This is a genomic window from Clostridium sp. JNZ X4-2, assembly GCF_054889485.1.
Genome location: NZ_CM142685.1, coordinates 1,052,226 through 1,069,570, shown reverse-complemented (window position 1 = coordinate 1,069,570; position 17,345 = coordinate 1,052,226). Strand labels below are relative to the sequence as shown.

Sequence of the window (17,345 nt, the reverse complement as noted above, 5' to 3'; positions counted from 1 at the left end):
CTTCATTTATTTTCTTTCTCTCCAGCAAATAGTTCATACAGCTGGAGGCTTTTCATTTCTTCTATAACCTTATCTTCTACTGTCTTCAACTCTTCTCTCTCTTTATCCAGATCTATGTCAAGCTCTTTTAACACCAAATTTCTCTCTTCCTCAGAAAAATTTTTTTCCTGAAGGATACGTTTAGGCTTAAATAATTTAGCCGATATAAATGCACTTAATAGGGAAGACAGCATACCAATCAACAGTGCATAAGCCTTGCACAGTTTCAATGGTGTTTGCGGAAAATGCACCTGGATAAAACTCAGGCTTAAAATAAAACACGGTAAACTAATAGCTATGCCAATAATAATTGCAAAAAAGAGATGTCTAACATTTACTGTATCGCCCCATATATCTGCATAAATTTTCTTTTCCATAAAATCAACCTCCATAATTAAATTGATAATGTTATTTTCTTGTATAAGTAAATATTCATTTACTTATACAAGATGGATAACATTCAGCAAACACGTGCTAAGAACTTAAATGCTAGAGATATATTACATCAAGTAATATTTTTACTTAGAATATTTCTTCATAAGCTCCTGGGCATATTCCAGTCTTACATTCTTTTCCTCAACCATCTTCTTTACAATCTTTTCAAGAATTTCACCCTTTGCACCTGCAACGGAAGCTATATTTCTGGCATGAAGGGACATATGTCCTCTTTGAATACCCTCTGTAGCCAAAGCCTTGATAGCTGCAAGATTCTGTGCCAATCCCACTGAAGCAATGATTTCTCCAAGCTCTACAGCAGTTTTAACTCCCAGCATTTTCACTGCAACCTTGGCTGTAGGGTGAATTTTCGTAGCACCTCCTACAAGACCAACTGCCATGGGAACTTCAATTGTGCCCACAAGATCTCCATCTTTATTCTTCTCCCAGGTTGTAAGGGATGTATACCGCCCTGAACGTGAAGCATAAGCATGGGCACCTGACTCTATTGCCCTTGTATCGTTGCCCGTAGCTATAACTACAGGAATAATTCCATTCATAACTCCTTTATTATGGGTAGCTGCCCTGTAGGGATCTGCAGCGGCAAAAGCATATGCGGTTATTATCTTGTCAACAACTTCTTCTCCGCCTAAAGTCTCTTTTTTAATTGTCGCCCTTGAACGGACAAGTCTGTGTACTGCCAGATTAGATAAAATTCTTAAATATACTTTACCTCCTGTAATTTCTTCAATAAAAGGTGCAACAGTTTCGGCCATTGTATTAACAGCATTTGCACCCATTGCATCCAGGGTGTTGACTTCAAGGTGAACAACAAGCATTTCCCCTACACTGGATTGAATAACCCTGACTTCAATATCCTGAACACCGCCTCCGAATTTAACCAAGACGGGATCCTTGGTATTGCAGATCTCAATAATTTTATCTTTGTTCTCATAAATCTTCATTTTCGCATAATTTGGATCCGACACATCAATAACCTGAATTTGGGCAATCATAATAGAACCTGTGCTGCTTGCAAAAAAACCTCCGGTTTCCCTGGCCATCTTAGCTGCATTGCTGGCAGCAGCAACTACAGAAGGTTCTTCAATTACCATAGGTATAACATAGTCCCTGCCATTTATGATAAAATTAAGTGCAACTCCCATGGGAAGCTGAAAAGTGCCAATTACATTTTCAATCATATGATCTGCTTTATCTATATCAAGTGCACCTGGCTCTTTTATAATTTTCTGCTCCTCCTCTGAAATTCCCGTAAATTCACTTACTTCCTTAAGTCTTTCCTCTGGTGAAAGTTTATAAAACCCCGAATAACTACTTGTTTTCATTTTCCCCATCCTTTCAAATCCAATAATAATTTATTTACCTTTTATCAGCCCTCTGCTCACAGATTACTCTTCTGTATCAATCTTCATCCTCATAAAAGCAGAACCCATTGATTTTCCAAGAGAGTCCAACCTTATGGAGAGGGTTGCCCCTCCACCCAGTGCATGTTTCATCACAAAATTGAATCCCTTTAGAGTGTCCACATCATACCTTATAATTTCTCCCTTTACCATATCCCCAAAATGCTCTTTTACCTTTTCTACCGTCAGCACCCTTTTCAAAAACTCATAGTCTTTGGGATCACGGGCAAATACACATACATTGCTTGTGTCACCTTTATCCCCGGATCTCCCATGAGCCAGATCTTTCAAATATACCTGAGCCATTTACTTCACCTCCAAAATATTCGACGTCAATTTCACTGCATCCCTTGGGACAAATGTAGGCCACAGACCTATGACTTCCCTCACTTTGGCTCTTCCTCCAAAAAAGCTTGCTCCTGGAGGGCCATTTAACTGCAGTGGAGAAATTTCTGGAATTATTTTATAGGCCTCCGATTTATCCACAGTACGTATGGCAATCCTCAAAACCACTTCGTTCATATTTTTAACCAGTTCAGGATCCATGTTTGCAACATTTAAATGAAGTGCATTGAGCCCCAGATAATCTATCCTTATTTCCTCTGCTTTTAAATTTTTGCGTTTCATCTTTTTCATAAGTATTTCTGCTGCATATTTTGCTTTTTCATAGGCGTCCGGCCAGGCAAAACTCAAATAAGTCTCCACTTTATAGCCTGCATGATATCCAACACACAACTTTAATTGTTCAGGACGTTTTTTGCCTTTTATTCCCGCAACTTCAACTCTGTTGTCACCGTCCTGAGTAAGTGTGGCATGACTGATATCAACTGTGACATCCGGAGCAATATAATTGGCAGGATCATGCACCTCATATAAAAACTGCTCCTTACAGGACTGTTCACAAACAATGCCTCCACAGTCAGGTGCCTTCGTTATGTGAAGCTTGTCCTCTGTAATTTCTGCAATAGGAAATCCCAGTTCATCCATCCTTGGGACTCCACGCCAGTCATAGTCATAGTTACCCCCAGAGCCTTGTCCTCCACACTCAAGTAAATGCCCAACCATTATGCCTCTAGCAAGGTTGTCATAATCATCCTCAGCCCATCCAAATTCATACATGAGCGGCGATAGAAATAAAGCCGAGTCCGCAGCCCTTCCTGTAACCACTATGTCGGCCCCCTGCTCCAGACACTCTACAATGGGTTCGTGCCCATGATATACATTTACATTTAAGATTTTGTCTACAATATCGTGAAAATCCCCTCCATTATCCATATTTTTAAATTCAACACCCTGGGCAAGCAATTTAGGTATTTGTGATTTAAGATCATCTCCCAACACATACCCAATCCTATAACCTGACATTTTCTGTTCTTTTGCAATCTCTTCAATTTTTTTTACACAGCCAAGAATATTCATTCCGCCAGCATTAGATATGATTTTGACTTTTTTTTCAAAGCTCTCTCTGCCAATTTCCCTTATCAAATTCACAAAATCCCTTGCATATCCTGCTTCTGGGTTTTTGTTTTTCTGTCTTTGCATAATGGAAAGAGTTAGTTCCGCAAGATAATCACACCCCATATAATCAAGATTGCCTCTCTTGACCATATGTATGGCGGCATCATTGCTGTCACCCCAAAATCCCTGTCCACCACCGATACGTATTTTTTTATTATTCATTCTGATACCTCCTTCTGCTTTGTACCATATTTAATGAGCAAGTATTGTGCCAACGTTTTCATTTCCTTAAAAACGAGATAAATTAAAGGTTTTCACTTTAATTGTGAAAACCTTCTCCAGGCATTAATGCCAGTTTTGCCACACTTTGCAGAAAGATCAGTGTTTACTTTTAGTCTCATGTGTTTACTTTTAGTCACTATCAATCTCATATTCCTTCAACTTACGATAAAAAGTTCTGCGGCTGAGTCCCAACAGCCGCATGGCTTTGCTTCTATTACCTTTACTTCCTGAAAGGGCGTCCGTAATCATCTTTTTTTCAAAACTCTTCACCGCTTCCTTCAAAGTACCTTGGATGTATTCAGGTCTGTTTTTCTCTTCTATAATTTCTCCCATGGATTCTTTAATGTGGGGAGGCAGATAGATTACATCAAAGCAATCATCCAGACACATAATCACAGCATATTCAATACAGTTGCACATTTCACGAACATTGCCCGGCCAATTGTAGGAGTAGAAAAACGAGTGTACCCTTTGAGAAAAAAACACCTGTTTTCCATATTTCTTGTTGTATTTTTGCAGAAAATGATTTGCCAGCAATCCCACATCTTCACCCCGTTCTCTCAATGGAGGCACTTTAATCTCCACAATATTCAACCTATAATAAAGATCTCTCCTAAACTTTTTCTCCCTTACCATTCTTTCAAGGGGTTGGTTTGTTGCAGCAATCAGCCTGACATTTACAGGCACATTTTTCTGTCTTCCAATTTTCTCTATCTCTCCCTCCTGCAGCACCCTCAAAAGTTTTGCCTGCATTGACATTGGCATGTCGCCTATTTCATCAAGAAACAGAGTTCCACCATTGGCTAATTCAAATTTTCCCATCTTTCCTCCAGATTTTGCACCTGTAAAGGAACCCTCCTCATAGCCAAAAAGTTCACTTTCAATTAAACTTTCAGGAACAGCTGCACAGTTTACAATTATCATTGGGTGAGATTTTCTCTCGCTATTTGAATGTATGAGCTTTGCAATCACTTCCTTTCCAGTCCCATTTTCACCTTCTATCAATACAGATGCCTCTGTTTTTGCCACAATCAATGCCTGTGAAACAGTTTTTAAAAAGTTTTGACTTTTTCCCACAATCTCAAATTTTGATAATTTGTTTTGTGACTCAATCTGTTGTTTAAATCGTATGACCGCCTTGTTTGCCTTTTCCATTTCTTCTCCCAATTTTACAATTTCAGTTGAATCAGTAAAAATCGATATAACTGCCTTCAATTCTCCCTCCTGTTCAATGGGATATATGTGTACTGAAACGTATTTATCCAATGTATTTATCTTTTGTTTGTGCCTTATTATAGGCGTTTTAGTTTTAAGTACATTCAATATCTCTGCTCCCGGTTCCACCTGCTGCATCTGTCTCCCTATAATTTTACTTATTGGAACTCCGAGAATTTTTGTATATGAATCATTTACATAAAAAATCCTTCCTTCTGCATCAATTGCAACAACTCCTTCCTGAAACTTATCTACAATATTGCTTATTATACTGGTATTTATGCTATTGATAAGGTACCTAAATAAATTTCTGTCTATTTCCCCCACCTTATTTTCATCATCATCTACTACTTCATAAACCGAATTATTCCACAGGGCATGAGCAACACTTGAGCTGTATATGCAACAATTCCTGTTTATTCCATCTTTTATTCTTTTTTTCCCCTTCCAGGGCACCATGATATCCTGTATTTTCATTTTTATCCCTCTTTCATTAAAAATAATAGATCTATTATATAATCATAATTTACATATTGATTTACCTTATGCTCTCATAAACTGTCAGTCATAACTTATGACTATAGTATATCCTGCCTGCACTCTTATTTTCAAATACTCATTTACTCTTAACTTCTCTCATCCATATTATTACGCACCAGAAAAGCAGCCAGCAGGTTTCCCCGCCGGCTGCAAAGGCAGATAAAATTCAGCAGCTGCTATTTTCCAATTCGAATTTACACCATATAGTGATTTTATTTTTATTAAATTTATCTGCATAAGCAAGTACATAAATATTTATCTGCCTCAAATCCTTTTATATTATTATAATTGTATAAATAAAAATTATTTATGTCAGAGAATTGTCTATATCATATATACACTTATTTTTAAATTGCTCTAATCCCTTTAAATTTTCTTTTCTATATATATGATAAGCTGGATAGGTAGTATCAACATATAATTTGAAGCCTAAAGCCGCTGCTCTTATACAAAAGTGCCTATCCTCTCCCCAAAATGATAAATTATAAATTTCGTTAAAATTAACTCCTTTATAAATAGCTCTTTTACTTATTAAGGTACATGCTCCCAGTCCCCCCACCTCATATACACCTGGCCTTTTTAACTTCTGTATAAAATCCATATATCTTCTATTAATTTCATCATCAGTTAATATCTCATTTCTTCCTTTAATAACAAATGAATATTCGTCACTCATCCAAACCTGTGGTAATTCAACAAAATCCTTTTGCCATCTGGTCCAAAATATTTCAGATATTATATCTTTATTACTGTCTATTAAGGCTATCAGTGTTTTGGGATGCAGCATTATATCTGAATCTATTAAAAATAAATAATCATAATTATTTTTTTTAGCATATTCTATAATTCTATTTTTGTATTCTGCTATTTTCCAAATCAGGTTTTCCTTCCAATAATGCGTATTTTCCGTACGAATATAATTATCAATTTTCTCTCCTTCTTCAATGATAATTTTATTCTTTGATTCCAGGGAGAAATTTTTAATGAAATCACTTGAATCAGTATCATCATTATCATCTATAAAAAAATAATCTATTAAAATATCTCTATTTACAATATTTTTCAAAAAACCTATAAAATTTACTAATATGTCATGTGACTGTCTTATAGCACTCCCAATTAAAACTCTTTTATTCTTATTCATGAATTTTCCTCCTATATAATTGGATTGTAAAAAATACTCACTAAATTATTCTCATTTACATACTATTCACAAATTTAAATTTTGCCAATAGGTAAAAATCAATATGAACCAAAAATCTTGATTTACTATTAACTTTTCACTTTCAGCTTTTAACCTATCCTATATAAAATCATATCTACATATCCAGCAGAACCGAACTGAAGCTTTTTCATAGACATACAGCCAGACAAAGCTCAAATACAGTTCTCCACTTTATAACCCGCATGATATGCAACACACGGCCTTAACTGAGCAGAATCTTTTCTGCCTTTTATTCCCGCAGCTTCAATTTTGTTGCCATCCTTACTGCAATGTTAAGTTAAGTTTTTGAAACAACAAAACGGCATAGTCAAAACTAACCACACCGTATACTAACAGAAAACTTCTTTATTGGGGGCTGCCTTATGGCAGGTCCTATTTCTAATTTAATTTTCTTAATTTTAACTTTTCTTTAAATTCTTCAATAGAGTTACTCTTAACTGCATCTTCAAATAAAGAATTTAAAGTATCTTCATCTTCTATTTTTTTTATTTTGCTCATATAAGAAGTATCTACCCAATAACTTTTCCAGCCCCTGCAATAGTCCATGTTTACGTCCTTTTTCTATTCCTTTTTGCTCTACAACAGGATCATAAAAAGATTTAAGCATCATCATCCATAACCTCTTTTTTATTATTCAATTCAGCTATTTCTTTTGCAAGTTTATATGACAAGCTTTTAGCTTCCTGCAATGTACTGTCAAATTCAGATTTGCTGCTGTCTTTTCTATGTTTTATACGCTCAAATACCTTCCTGAATTTGAATATTTGAAGCGGCAGCAATATATACAGCTTTTCATCAATTAATTCCTTATCAGTATACTCCCAGTATTTCATAACCGGTACACTATAATTAACCTTATTTCCATCAGAAAATATAATCTGAAGCTTCAACTCATTTTTTACTTTTGAATTTTCTTCTATAAAGATAATCAGCTGTTTTAGAAAATATACAACTTTTGTATTACTATTTAATATATTATCCGATTTAGCTATATGAAACCCGTACTGAAACATTCTTATGGCCATTGAAGTATCATTTTTGGTCTAAAATTCAATGTGGTATATTGTCTTTTTCTTCTTACGTGAAAAATTTAAAATCAAATCGGCTTTGATAAAATCATAATCAAAATCTTCCAGTGGAAATTTTGTTTTACCCGGGATGATAATTACATCATTATCATCATAATTCACATCAAACATCTTGTTTGTAAACTTTATGAGCACTTGATGCGATGTTGAAAACAGCGCCTTTAAAATTCCATCCAATTTAACTTCTTGATTTTTACTCATGTTCACTTCACCTGCTTTTATTATAACAAATTTAAAAATAATTTAGAACACAGTTTCATTGAAATCTCAGGTATTAATTAAACTTTCATTTTTCCTAATAGACATTGAATAGGCGTTCAAATGTTTCTATTAAAGCCACCATTTCAATAGCGCTCATAATTTGAATTGCCATTAATGTTCCAAAAATTTCCGGATCTTCCTTCCTCTCTATAAGATAACTTGCCCACATCACAACAGCAAACACAATTCCTAAAGTTAAAATAGAAAGTCCATCATTATGAAAAGAAAACCAAAGTCCTGATTTTAATCCTTCCTTTATGTATAATAGTATATTTGCAGGATAGAAAACTACACTGGCTATTATCAGGAGTTTAAATTTTAAATAGGGAGCTAGTGCAGCCAACAATATGACGGCTCCTATTAATCCTATAAACAGCATAATCTCTTTATATGGAAATTTAATTCTTATTCCTTTTGATGATGCATTGTTTTTTAACATCTCAACATAAATGGCTCGTGTAGTATTGGGCAAATACCCTATCTTATATCTTTTCCCCACTTCAACATCTGAAGCAAAAAAGAAAATCAGCTGTTTATTTTCTATATAAACATATCTATGATAGTCTTTTCTCACATCTCTTATTCTACTTACATTACCGGTAATATAACAAAGATCTCCTTTTATCAATTTAGGAGTGTCCAAAAAATATGGTTCTAAACCTGCTATGGTAATTCCCATTACTATTGTAACCCAAATGGTTTTGCCCAAAATTTTTAAAATCTTTTTCTTACTTTTTTTATTGTTTTTGGGTTCATAGAATTCATATTTAGGGGGTCTATAATTTTTATTTACATTAAATATGATATTAGGGAAAAATGCTATAATACCTCCAACCAGTAATCCAAAAGCTATTTCAATTACAAAAGATATAACCTGAAAAGTATACATCCTTTAGCCACCTTGTTTTTACTATTACATCTGCATTTTACTGAAATTATAAAAAGAAGTTTGTCCCACTTTAAATTATTTCCCTTATGTTGATCAATACAGCTTGTGATTATAGTATATCCTGCCGGCACTGCTGTTTTCAAAGACTAATTTATTCCAATTCACTTAGTTCCTCCTTTTATGTTTTCATCATTTATATTGTATGATATACTCTAAAATGTAATAAGAAAATTGTATAAGCACCTCTTCTTTATTTGTGGATGGATTATGGTTAATAATGTCTGCGTATGAAGAAGAGGTGATACGTTTATGTCAGAAGGATCCTTAATTTTATTCTTCAGTCTATTTTCAATCACTGCTATTTGTATAGTGGCGTTGTCTGATAAAAAGTCAGATATTAAAGTCGAAAATAAAATAACTTTGAAACCTGATGAAATATCATCCGATATCAAGGTAAACATAAATAATTCTAAAAAAATAATAGATAGCCCTTTTCCCAAACTATCTATTATTAAAACTTATACAATTTATCAAGCAGACTAAATTCATAATCCACCTTCTTATTACTGATATTATATCATAGAATTTAAAAATTATACAGACAAAGGTTGTTATTAGTATTTTTATACTAATAATTTTTCTATACCACTCATGTAGATGCTGAATTATTTCCATGGGGCATTTGTCCCATGCAGTTTTATTTTCATACTACTCATATAGATACTGAATCTTTAATTTTATTCAATTGCCTTTTAAAGGCATAAACCTAATAATCTGCATTAAGCCAGCTGACTAACTGAAATAATGCACCGGCTCATTGTAAACAGCTGCTTCGAAGGTCAGATCATCCTTCAAAAAATGTTTTACGTTTTTCTCTCTTTTATCCGTAATTTCTTTTAATATTCTGCTCTTCGGTTTTTCTGCTGAACTTGTTTCCGGCATGACAGCCGTTTCCAATCCAATTTGCCTGCTTACTTTTCTTGCCTTCTGCTGCTTTTTCACAAGATCACTTCCTATTTTATTTTTAAGTCCTACCTTATGATATGATTTAACTTTCAGCACTTATTATAAAAAATTCACTGAATTTAGTAATTTCTCATATTTTATGATATGATTGTATTATCTTACTATAAAAGGAGATGGTGTAAATGTTCAAAAAAGTATTTTCCTCAATGCTGATATCCATTTTTCTCATATGCTCAACTACATCTGTAGCAAATGCCGAAGTTGTTACTTCAGCTTCACCTGATACAGTCCAATTCACAGTGAGTATGGACGGAAGCAATATTCCTTCAAAATATGTACAACCTTACCAAGACTCAAATTCAGTAGTTATGGTTTCTCTGAATGTGTTGTCTTTAAAATTAAATGCCAGCCTGGAGGTAAAGGGTGACAGCGCTCTGTTAACTGCTCCTGATTATACTGTAAAGCTTGAAAGCAACAATAAAAGGATATCTGTAAATAACAAAAATATTAACTTATCCACAGCTCCTGTAATTAAAAATAATTATGTTTTTGTACCCCTTGAATTTTTTAGTCAGGTGTTTGACAGAACCATAAACTGGGACAGCAGCACAAAGACAATCAAAATATCCACTCCTTTAAAAAATGCATTGAATCAAGGAGGATATTCCTATACTTCACAAAAATTAGATACCTATTTGAGTGCACTTCAAAGTACGGATAATTTTCATGGAAGCGTACTCGTAGCTCAAAATGGAAAAGTAATCCTGGACAAAGGTTATGGTAAATCGGATTTTGAGCAAAACATTCAAAATACACCGGACACCACATTTCCAATAGGTTCCATGACCAAACAGTTCACAGCCATGGCCATAATGCAGCTGGTAGAAAAGGGATTGATAAATGTAAAGGATCCTGTCTCCAAATATATACCGGATTTCCCAAATGGAAATACAATAACAATAGAAAATCTTCTCACCCACAGTTCCGGGATTGTAAACTGCACCAATCTCCCTGAATTCTGGAGCATGAGTCAGGATTCTTTAAAAGACATAAACAAGGTAATAGATCTATTTAAAAATAAGCCCCTGGAATTTACACCGGGAACCAATTTCAGCTACAGCAATTCGGGGTATATTTTACTTGGATATATAGTTGCAAAGACAAGTGGAATGAGTTATGAAGATTACCTTGAAAAAAACATTTTCCAGCCCCTGGATATGAAAAACACAGGGTTAGGTTACAAGAACACTGGAAAAATGTATTCCTCCACAGGTTACAGCGGTTATCTGGATGTTTATCCCGTAAGTGATGAAGCGACATTGAATGGCTCCTACGGTGCAGGCTGCCTGTATTCCAGTACGGAAGACCTTTATAAATGGGACAGGGCTCTTTATACGGAAAAGCTAGTGAAAAAATCTACACTAGACAATATGTTTTCAAATCATATAGCCATGGCACCCTCCGGCCCCTACTATGGTTACGGCTGGATGCTGACAAGTGGAAAATACGGAAAGGAAATATACCACGGTGGAAATACAATTGGATTTACAAGCAATATAGCCAGGTATCCGGACAAGGATCTTACTATAATTATTCTCAGCAATGTAGGCTACTACAATATAAATTCCTTAAACGATACTCTGGCAGATATAGCCCTTGGCGGAAGCTATGAACTTCCAAAGGCAAAGAAAGTAGTTAACGTGGACAGCAAAACCCTGGATAAATATGTGGGCAATTACAAGCTTCAGGGAAATCTTGGGGATGTTTCCATAACCACTGATGGAAAAGCCCTCTATTTTGAACAGAACAGCAGCGGCGAAAAATATCAATTGTTTCCTCAGTCACAAAATGAATTTTTTCTCAGGGTAACAGATGCCCGGATTAAATTCACTGCAGATAACAAAAATGAAGTTACGGGCTTTCAATTATATCAGCTGGGGCTTGAAATCCCAGGAAACAGGACAAACTAGGGTCAGTCCCTGTGGTAAAAAATGTAAGGGGGTCAGACCCTCTGACAATATTTGTCAGAGGGTCTGACCCCAACTTGTTTAAAGCAATTTCAAAATATCCTCTTTCATCTTCAAAAGATTCTGTGAAAACAGTCTGTTTTCTCTGTCGTCTCTGTTAAAATCCACTGTTATCTCTTTTTTCACCCTTCCCGGTTTTGAAGAAAGCACATATATTCTGTCTGAAAGCACAATGGCCTCCTCAATGTCATGAGTTACAAATAGTATGCTCCTGCCAAGCTTTTCCCTCATGCTTAAAATCCATTTCTGCATCTTTCCTCTGGTTATGGAATCAAGGGCGCCAAAGGGCTCATCTAAAAGCATCACTTCCCTGGAAGATAGAAAAGTTCTCAGAAAACTTGCCCTCTGCCTCATTCCACCTGAAAGTTCATAGGGATATTTATTTTCATATCCCCCCAGCCCAAATATGTCAATATATTTTGTTGCATTTTTTCTGGATTGTTTCTTATCCCTTCCCTTTATGTCAAGGGGCAGCACCACATTTGAAAGCACAGTCTTCCAGGGCAGAAGTAAATCCTTCTGCTGCATGTATCCTATATCATCCTTTACAAAAACTCTGCCTGAGTCTTCATGTATAAATCCCGTTATTATGTTGAAAAGTGTACTTTTCCCGCAGCCGCTGGGTCCGAGGATGGAGACAAATTCTCCTTTTTCAAGATACAGGGATATATCCTGAAGTATTGTTTTGTCTTCAAAGTTCTTGCACACATTTTCAAGTTCAATCATTACTTCATCACCGTTATTTTGGCAGGAATTCGTTTGTGAATGCATCACTCGTATTTAACTCCTTTTTTATAAGACCCTTGTCCTTTAAAAATTTAGCATAACGCTGCCATACTTCGGATTTCATAACTCCCCATCTAGGTGCATCCGCCACATACTGCTTAGACATATATTTTTGGCTTTGCACAGCAAGATTTTTGTCTATCTCAGGTGCATATTTCAAAAGTATATCTGCACTTTCCTCAGGGTGCTTTATAGAGTATTCATATCCTTTTGCAGTAGCTGCCAGGAATTTTCTTACCTTTTCCGGATTTTTACTTATAATCTTGTCACTGCTTATAAGAATAGGTGTATAGTAGTCAAGAGCCGGATCGAGATTTTTGACAGGTATGTAATCAAGCTGTTCTCCCTTTAATTTAGCCTGTATACCCGTCCACCCTTCAAATATCCATGCAAAATCTATATTCTTTTTTGTAGCTGCAAAGAAATCGTCATTTCCAATATTCACTATCTTAACTTTACTGAAATCTCCCCCGTCTTTCTCCATGACAGCTTTAAGCACTGCTTCCTCTGAAGGTGAACCCCATCCTCCATATACTTTTCCTTCAAAATCCTTGGGAGTCTTTATGTTCTTGCTTTTAGGTGCAGCAAAACCGGAAGTATTGTGCTGCATTATCGTGGCAATGGCCTTTACAGGAAGAGGATTGTCACTTGTAAGTGCATAGGTGACGTCCTCCTGATAACTAACCCCGAAATCACCTTTCCCAGCTGCTATGAGATTTGTGACGCTTCCCTCGGAAGGCTGAACTATTTTGACATCCAGTCCTTCATCCTTATAATATCCTTTATTCAAGGCCACATACAGTCCAGTATGATTTGTATTGGGAGTCCAGTCCAATATTACAGTTGTCTTGTCCAAGGAATTTGATGTTTCCTTTTTATCATTTGATCCACATCCTGACAATGTAAGTACGCTTGTAAATACAGCCAGTATCAAAAATATAAATCTGCTTTTTTTCATGTTTATCCCCCTTATTTCCAATGTATTATTTTTTTGCCTATAAAGTCTATCATATAGATTATTGCAATACTCACTATAACAATAACCAGAATTGAAGCAAATACCTTGTCCAACTGATAAGCATTTTTTGCCCTCACCATGTATACGCCTATTCCACTGTCTCCCCCCAGCCATTCGCCTATAATTGCAGCCATTATCATGTAAGTTGCAGCAATCTTCAAACCTGAAAAAAAGTTCACCAGAGCATAGGGAAGTTTTAGATGGTAAAATATCTGCAATTTTGATGCCTTCATATTATGGAACAAATTTATGTAGTCTGTGTCTATTTTTTCAAGACCATCTACAAGACTTACAACAATGGGAAAAAAGCATACGGTTATTACAACTATTATCTTGGGAAGTGCTCCAAATCCGAACCATATTATAAAAAGCGGCGCTATGGCTATAGTGGGAACTGTCTGGGATATTAATAAAATAGGATAAAGTGATTTTTTGACCACATGAAAACTGTCCATTATTATAGCCAGCACAAAAGAAAATACTATGGATATGAAAAATCCTATAAAGGATTCATAAAGGGTGGTTTCCGTATTTTCCATTATATTTTTAAAGTCCGAAACAAGGGTTTTTATAATATCCCATGGAGAAGGAAGAATATAGGGCTGTATATACTGAAAACCCACTACTATCTGCCATAAAATCACAACTGCTGCTATGGTAACTACCGGATATATCTTGTCTTGAATATTTTCTGATTTTTTCATTCCAAACACCTTAAATTCATAATTTAAATCTGCTAAAATTGCTGGATATTTCGTCTTTAACCTCTTCATATTGAATACCTTTTATACTGGAGATCTTTTTAACAATATTTTCAACTTCACAGGGGTATCCATACTTCTTATTCACCCATTCAAGAGAAGTGGGGCCGTCTGTCTCGGTCAATATTCTATCCATTGGAAGCATCTTCACTATTTCATCTGTAAGTCTGGAATATCCTATATCAACACTTATGGTAAAATAACAGCCCAATTTCAAAAGTTCTTTAAGAGTATCCACATTCCCGCTGTACCAGTGAATTATAGGTGTCCTCAATTTATAACTTCTTATATATTCCAGTATTTTTTCTTCCGCTCCCTTAGTGTGAATATTTACTATCTTGTCATAGCGCTTTGCTCTGTCCAGAAAGTATTCAAATACCCTGTCCATTTTTGGATATTTTTCACTTTCCAAAACCCAATAATAATCAAGCCCTATCTCCCCTACAGCCCTGCACTCCCTGACATAGTCGTCAAAGCTATCCAGGTCACTGCAATTTTTATGTGCTTCCCAGGGATGTATTCCAAAACAGGGTACTATATTTTCATTTTCTGCGCTTATCTTTTTTGTAAAAATATAGCTTTCCAGATTCATAGAACATCCCAAAGTCTTGATATCATTTTTTTTTATGATGTGAAGTGCTTTTTTTAAGTTCTTGCCATAAAAATCCATATGATTGTGTGCATCAACAAACATTTAAATTATCTCCCTATAAAACTTTGACAAAAAACAAAAGCACTATTTATAAATAGTGCTTCAGGATACGAATGTAAAGCGGTTCCCTACGTCGGCGTTACCCGAATCAGGTTCAAAGGGTTAAAGTTTTCACTTTTCTCAGCCGTCCCGGCACCCCTGACACTAAAGACAATATTAAATTTATTACAATATTATAGTACCACTTATTTATAAAAATGTAAACATTTTATATGATTTTCACAATTTATCTATTTAATTTGTCAATTGCATTGTGTTTAAGTATATAGTCCGAATACCCCAGCTGATTCAAAACATTCTCCTCATCTTTTTTAAGGCTGCTGTTTTCAGATACTCTTTTTCCAGTCTTTACATTGTAGTACACATCATCCTGGGAGGAATAATAATAATTTCTATCTATAAAAGAACCATTCCTAAATATGACCCTCTGACTGTTAGGGTTGAAAAGATCTTTCCCAAACATATCTTTTCCAGGAAGATCAAATAAATTACATACTGTAGGGTATATGTCCATTTCACCTCCATAGGTATCATTTACACCCTTTACCGATTCATCGGGGAAATGTATGAGAAGAGGCACCTTCTGAAGTTTTTCCCAGTCCACATCAGAAGTGGAACTCATATTTAAAAATTTGAACAGCTGCTGCTCTTTGTCCTTGGGTATTGCATAATGGTCTCCATAAAGCATTACAACTGAATTTTTCAGTGTTCCCTCTTCATCCAATGCATCTAAAAACATTCCCAGCTGCTCATCTGTATAATGTATGGCCTGCAGATAATTCCCCATAAGGCTTCCTTTTAAATTTCCCACATCAAAACTGCCATACTTATCCACGGCATCATAGGGAAAATGACTTGTTAATGTTATTAAGAAAGCATAATAAGGTGATTTCATATTATGTAATTTCACAAGTGACTGTATCAAAAAAGATCTGTCACTGAGTCCAAGGCCTATGGACTCATCTTCTTTATAACTTTTTTCACCGTAAAAATTATCAAAACCAAATTTTTTATACATTATATCCCTGTTCCAGAAGTTTTCTCTGAAACCGTGAAGTGCTGCCGTACTGTAACCGTTATTTTTAAAATTTTGGGGCATTGCACTGAATTTGTTTCCAGAATAGAGAAAATAAGCTGCCCCTGCGGGAGCCGGATATAATGAATTATTGGTCATGAACTCTGCATCGGAAGTGCCTCCTGCAGCTACCTGATAATAAAAATTGTCAAAATACTCGGACCTTTTTACCCATCTGTTTAAATTTGGAGTTATTTCATTTCCATTAATAGAGGCATTTATTGCAAATTCCTGAAGAGCCTCCACCTGTATCATTATCAAATTTTTTCCCTTTGCAGATCCCTTTAAGCTTTTATTATCCGATTTGTTTTTATCCATAAAATCATCTATGGTATCAACTTTTTCTTTAGAAATAGGTGCCAGTTTAGTTATATTGGCAGAAATTGAATTGTAAATATCAAGACAGTGGTAATTTAAAATACCCAATTTTCTGGTTATGTACACCTTATTGTACATTGTACTCAAAAGCCGGGGCTGTTCCCTGGACAGATTATAAAAGCTTTTAAAATCCGTCAATACTCCCAGAAAAATAAGTACTACAAGTGCTGGTATCCTGTAGCTTATGGAAATATCAGCTTTCCTGCTTCTAACGTATTTATTTATAAAGGGCACTATAAATATAACATCAAAAAAGTACAGAAAATCTTTAAAATTCATCAAATCTGCCACACTGGATTTTACTGCACCCAGTTGAAATCCGCTTATAAGTACAGGCAAGGATATAATATCCTTAAAATATCTGAAATAAATCAAGTCGCTTACTATAAAGAAACTGATTATGATGTTCAATATATAGAGAATTCTTGAACGTGCTTTTGTTTTAAAAACAAAGGATATGGAAACAATAATAATTACCGAGGCAATAGTTGGAATGAAAAGTGATTCGGTTTTTATATATCCTGTTTCCAAATGCCTGCCGTATACTAATATTTTAAAAGTTACACATATTACAAAAAAGATTCCATCTAAAAAGTTCAGCAAAAATAAGTTTATCCTATTCATATTAAATATCCTCGATTATGCGAATTAATATAACACTAAAATTATAAAACTAATCCGCAAAATTGTAAAACAATATGTGAACAATAATGAAAGATTTTTTTATACCTATTTACATAAATGCCATAGTGTAGCATAATATATT

Annotated in this window: 19 protein-coding genes and 1 riboswitch; of the genes, 2 read left to right on the top strand and 17 right to left on the bottom strand. The window is 35.0% G+C overall.

Annotated elements, in window-relative coordinates:
- Positions 1-2: 2 nt before the first annotated feature.
- From ACYUJ6_RS05070 to ACYUJ6_RS05020, 11 genes are all read right to left on the bottom strand, one after another.
- Entirely contained in the window at positions 3-416 is a 414-nt protein-coding gene (locus ACYUJ6_RS05070; RefSeq protein WP_461844758.1) for a hypothetical protein, read from the bottom strand.
- Between the two features lie 141 nt (positions 417-557).
- Entirely contained in the window at positions 558-1,820 is a 1,263-nt protein-coding gene (locus ACYUJ6_RS05065) for a hydroxymethylglutaryl-CoA reductase, degradative (RefSeq protein WP_461844757.1), read from the bottom strand.
- A 63-nt stretch (positions 1,821-1,883) separates the two neighbouring features.
- Complete coding sequence (locus tag ACYUJ6_RS05060) at positions 1,884-2,204, bottom strand: AtuA-related protein (RefSeq protein WP_461844756.1); 321 nt, start codon at positions 2,202-2,204, stop codon at positions 1,884-1,886.
- Complete coding sequence (locus ACYUJ6_RS05055) at positions 2,205-3,578, bottom strand: acyclic terpene utilization AtuA family protein (RefSeq protein WP_461844755.1); 1,374 nt, start codon at positions 3,576-3,578, stop codon at positions 2,205-2,207.
- A gap of 189 nt (positions 3,579-3,767) precedes the next feature.
- Complete coding sequence (locus ACYUJ6_RS05050; protein ID WP_461844754.1) at positions 3,768-5,330, bottom strand: sigma-54 interaction domain-containing protein; 1,563 nt, start codon at positions 5,328-5,330, stop codon at positions 3,768-3,770.
- A gap of 171 nt (positions 5,331-5,501) precedes the next feature.
- Positions 5,502-5,642, bottom strand: a complete 141-nt coding sequence (locus ACYUJ6_RS05045; RefSeq protein WP_461844753.1) for a hypothetical protein — start codon at positions 5,640-5,642, stop codon at positions 5,502-5,504.
- Positions 5,643-5,700: 58 nt separating this feature from the next.
- Positions 5,701-6,537 (bottom strand): glycosyltransferase family 2 protein, encoded by an 837-nt coding sequence (locus ACYUJ6_RS05040; RefSeq protein WP_461844752.1) that lies wholly within the window; start codon positions 6,535-6,537, stop codon positions 5,701-5,703.
- A 459-nt stretch (positions 6,538-6,996) separates the two neighbouring features.
- The gene (locus tag ACYUJ6_RS05035) at positions 6,997-7,164 is read right to left on the bottom strand and encodes a hypothetical protein (RefSeq protein ID WP_461844751.1); all 168 of its coding nucleotides are present in this window, start codon (positions 7,162-7,164) and stop codon (positions 6,997-6,999) included.
- Between the two features lie 53 nt (positions 7,165-7,217).
- Complete coding sequence (locus tag ACYUJ6_RS05030) at positions 7,218-7,643, bottom strand: hypothetical protein (RefSeq protein WP_461844750.1); 426 nt, start codon at positions 7,641-7,643, stop codon at positions 7,218-7,220.
- Between the two features lie 18 nt (positions 7,644-7,661).
- Positions 7,662-7,907, bottom strand: coding sequence for a hypothetical protein (locus ACYUJ6_RS05025; protein ID WP_461844749.1), 246 nt, complete (start codon positions 7,905-7,907; stop codon positions 7,662-7,664).
- A 94-nt stretch (positions 7,908-8,001) separates the two neighbouring features.
- Positions 8,002-8,856, bottom strand: coding sequence for a hypothetical protein (locus ACYUJ6_RS05020; protein ID WP_461844748.1), 855 nt, complete (start codon positions 8,854-8,856; stop codon positions 8,002-8,004).
- 309 nt (positions 8,857-9,165) lie between these two features.
- On the opposite strand from ACYUJ6_RS05020, the gene ACYUJ6_RS05015 reads away from it, so the two are divergent.
- Positions 9,166-9,399: a hypothetical protein gene (locus tag ACYUJ6_RS05015; RefSeq protein ID WP_461844747.1), complete on the top strand. Its 234-nt coding sequence runs from the start codon at positions 9,166-9,168 to the stop codon at positions 9,397-9,399.
- 249 nt (positions 9,400-9,648) lie between these two features.
- Here ACYUJ6_RS05015 and ACYUJ6_RS05010 read toward each other — a convergent pair whose 3' ends face one another.
- The gene (locus ACYUJ6_RS05010) at positions 9,649-9,858 is read right to left on the bottom strand and encodes a hypothetical protein (protein ID WP_461844746.1); all 210 of its coding nucleotides are present in this window, start codon (positions 9,856-9,858) and stop codon (positions 9,649-9,651) included.
- Positions 9,859-10,004: 146 nt separating this feature from the next.
- Between ACYUJ6_RS05010 and ACYUJ6_RS05005 the strand changes: the two genes are divergently transcribed.
- Positions 10,005-11,792 carry a serine hydrolase gene (locus ACYUJ6_RS05005; protein ID WP_461844745.1) on the top strand — a complete coding sequence of 596 codons (1,788 nt, stop codon included), beginning with the start codon at positions 10,005-10,007 and terminating at the stop codon, positions 11,790-11,792.
- Positions 11,793-11,870: 78 nt separating this feature from the next.
- Here ACYUJ6_RS05005 and ACYUJ6_RS05000 read toward each other — a convergent pair whose 3' ends face one another.
- The 5 genes from ACYUJ6_RS05000 to ACYUJ6_RS04980 form a co-directional block, all read right to left on the bottom strand.
- A complete protein-coding gene (locus ACYUJ6_RS05000; protein WP_461844744.1) occupies positions 11,871-12,620 on the bottom strand; it encodes an ABC transporter ATP-binding protein in 750 nt (249 codons plus the stop codon).
- The gene (locus tag ACYUJ6_RS04995) at positions 12,589-13,593 is read right to left on the bottom strand and encodes an ABC transporter substrate-binding protein (RefSeq protein ID WP_461844743.1); all 1,005 of its coding nucleotides are present in this window, start codon (positions 13,591-13,593) and stop codon (positions 12,589-12,591) included. The genes ACYUJ6_RS05000 and ACYUJ6_RS04995 overlap by 32 nt, the downstream gene beginning before the upstream one ends.
- An 11-nt stretch (positions 13,594-13,604) precedes the next feature.
- Positions 13,605-14,426 (bottom strand): ABC transporter permease, encoded by an 822-nt coding sequence (locus ACYUJ6_RS04990; protein ID WP_461844742.1) that lies wholly within the window; start codon positions 14,424-14,426, stop codon positions 13,605-13,607.
- Complete coding sequence (locus ACYUJ6_RS04985) at positions 14,374-15,108, bottom strand: TatD family hydrolase (RefSeq protein ID WP_461844741.1); 735 nt, start codon at positions 15,106-15,108, stop codon at positions 14,374-14,376. The genes ACYUJ6_RS04990 and ACYUJ6_RS04985 overlap by 53 nt, the downstream gene beginning before the upstream one ends.
- 66 nt (positions 15,109-15,174) lie before the next feature.
- A riboswitch (TPP riboswitch) is annotated at positions 15,175-15,276 on the bottom strand.
- A gap of 76 nt (positions 15,277-15,352) precedes the next feature.
- Positions 15,353-17,203 carry an LTA synthase family protein gene (locus ACYUJ6_RS04980; protein WP_461844740.1) on the bottom strand — a complete coding sequence of 617 codons (1,851 nt, stop codon included), beginning with the start codon at positions 17,201-17,203 and terminating at the stop codon, positions 15,353-15,355.
- Positions 17,204-17,345 lie beyond the last annotated feature (142 nt).

Coding starts and splice junctions, on each gene's coding strand:
- ACYUJ6_RS05070 (WP_461844758.1), bottom strand. CDS start 416: ATGGAAAAGAAAATTTATGCAGATATATGGGGCGATACAGTAAATGTT.
- ACYUJ6_RS05065 (WP_461844757.1), bottom strand. CDS start 1,820: ATGAAAACAAGTAGTTATTCGGGGTTTTATAAACTTTCACCAGAGGAA.
- ACYUJ6_RS05060 (WP_461844756.1), bottom strand. CDS start 2,204: ATGGCTCAGGTATATTTGAAAGATCTGGCTCATGGGAGATCCGGGGAT.
- ACYUJ6_RS05055 (WP_461844755.1), bottom strand. CDS start 3,578: ATGAATAATAAAAAAATACGTATCGGTGGTGGACAGGGATTTTGGGGT.
- ACYUJ6_RS05050 (WP_461844754.1), bottom strand. CDS start 5,330: ATGAAAATACAGGATATCATGGTGCCCTGGAAGGGGAAAAAAAGAATA.
- ACYUJ6_RS05045 (WP_461844753.1), bottom strand. CDS start 5,642: ATGTACTTGCTTATGCAGATAAATTTAATAAAAATAAAATCACTATAT.
- ACYUJ6_RS05040 (WP_461844752.1), bottom strand. CDS start 6,537: ATGAATAAGAATAAAAGAGTTTTAATTGGGAGTGCTATAAGACAGTCA.
- ACYUJ6_RS05035 (WP_461844751.1), bottom strand. CDS start 7,164: ATGGACTATTGCAGGGGCTGGAAAAGTTATTGGGTAGATACTTCTTAT.
- ACYUJ6_RS05030 (WP_461844750.1), bottom strand. CDS start 7,643: ATGGCCATAAGAATGTTTCAGTACGGGTTTCATATAGCTAAATCGGAT.
- ACYUJ6_RS05025 (WP_461844749.1), bottom strand. CDS start 7,907: ATGAGTAAAAATCAAGAAGTTAAATTGGATGGAATTTTAAAGGCGCTG.
- ACYUJ6_RS05020 (WP_461844748.1), bottom strand. CDS start 8,856: ATGTATACTTTTCAGGTTATATCTTTTGTAATTGAAATAGCTTTTGGA.
- ACYUJ6_RS05015 (WP_461844747.1), top strand. CDS start 9,166: ATGTCAGAAGGATCCTTAATTTTATTCTTCAGTCTATTTTCAATCACT.
- ACYUJ6_RS05005 (WP_461844745.1), top strand. CDS start 10,005: ATGTTCAAAAAAGTATTTTCCTCAATGCTGATATCCATTTTTCTCATA.
- ACYUJ6_RS05000 (WP_461844744.1), bottom strand. CDS start 12,620: ATGCATTCACAAACGAATTCCTGCCAAAATAACGGTGATGAAGTAATG.
- ACYUJ6_RS04995 (WP_461844743.1), bottom strand. CDS start 13,593: ATGAAAAAAAGCAGATTTATATTTTTGATACTGGCTGTATTTACAAGC.
- ACYUJ6_RS04990 (WP_461844742.1), bottom strand. CDS start 14,426: ATGAAGAGGTTAAAGACGAAATATCCAGCAATTTTAGCAGATTTAAAT.
- ACYUJ6_RS04985 (WP_461844741.1), bottom strand. CDS start 15,108: ATGTTTGTTGATGCACACAATCATATGGATTTTTATGGCAAGAACTTA.
- ACYUJ6_RS04980 (WP_461844740.1), bottom strand. CDS start 17,203: ATGAATAGGATAAACTTATTTTTGCTGAACTTTTTAGATGGAATCTTT.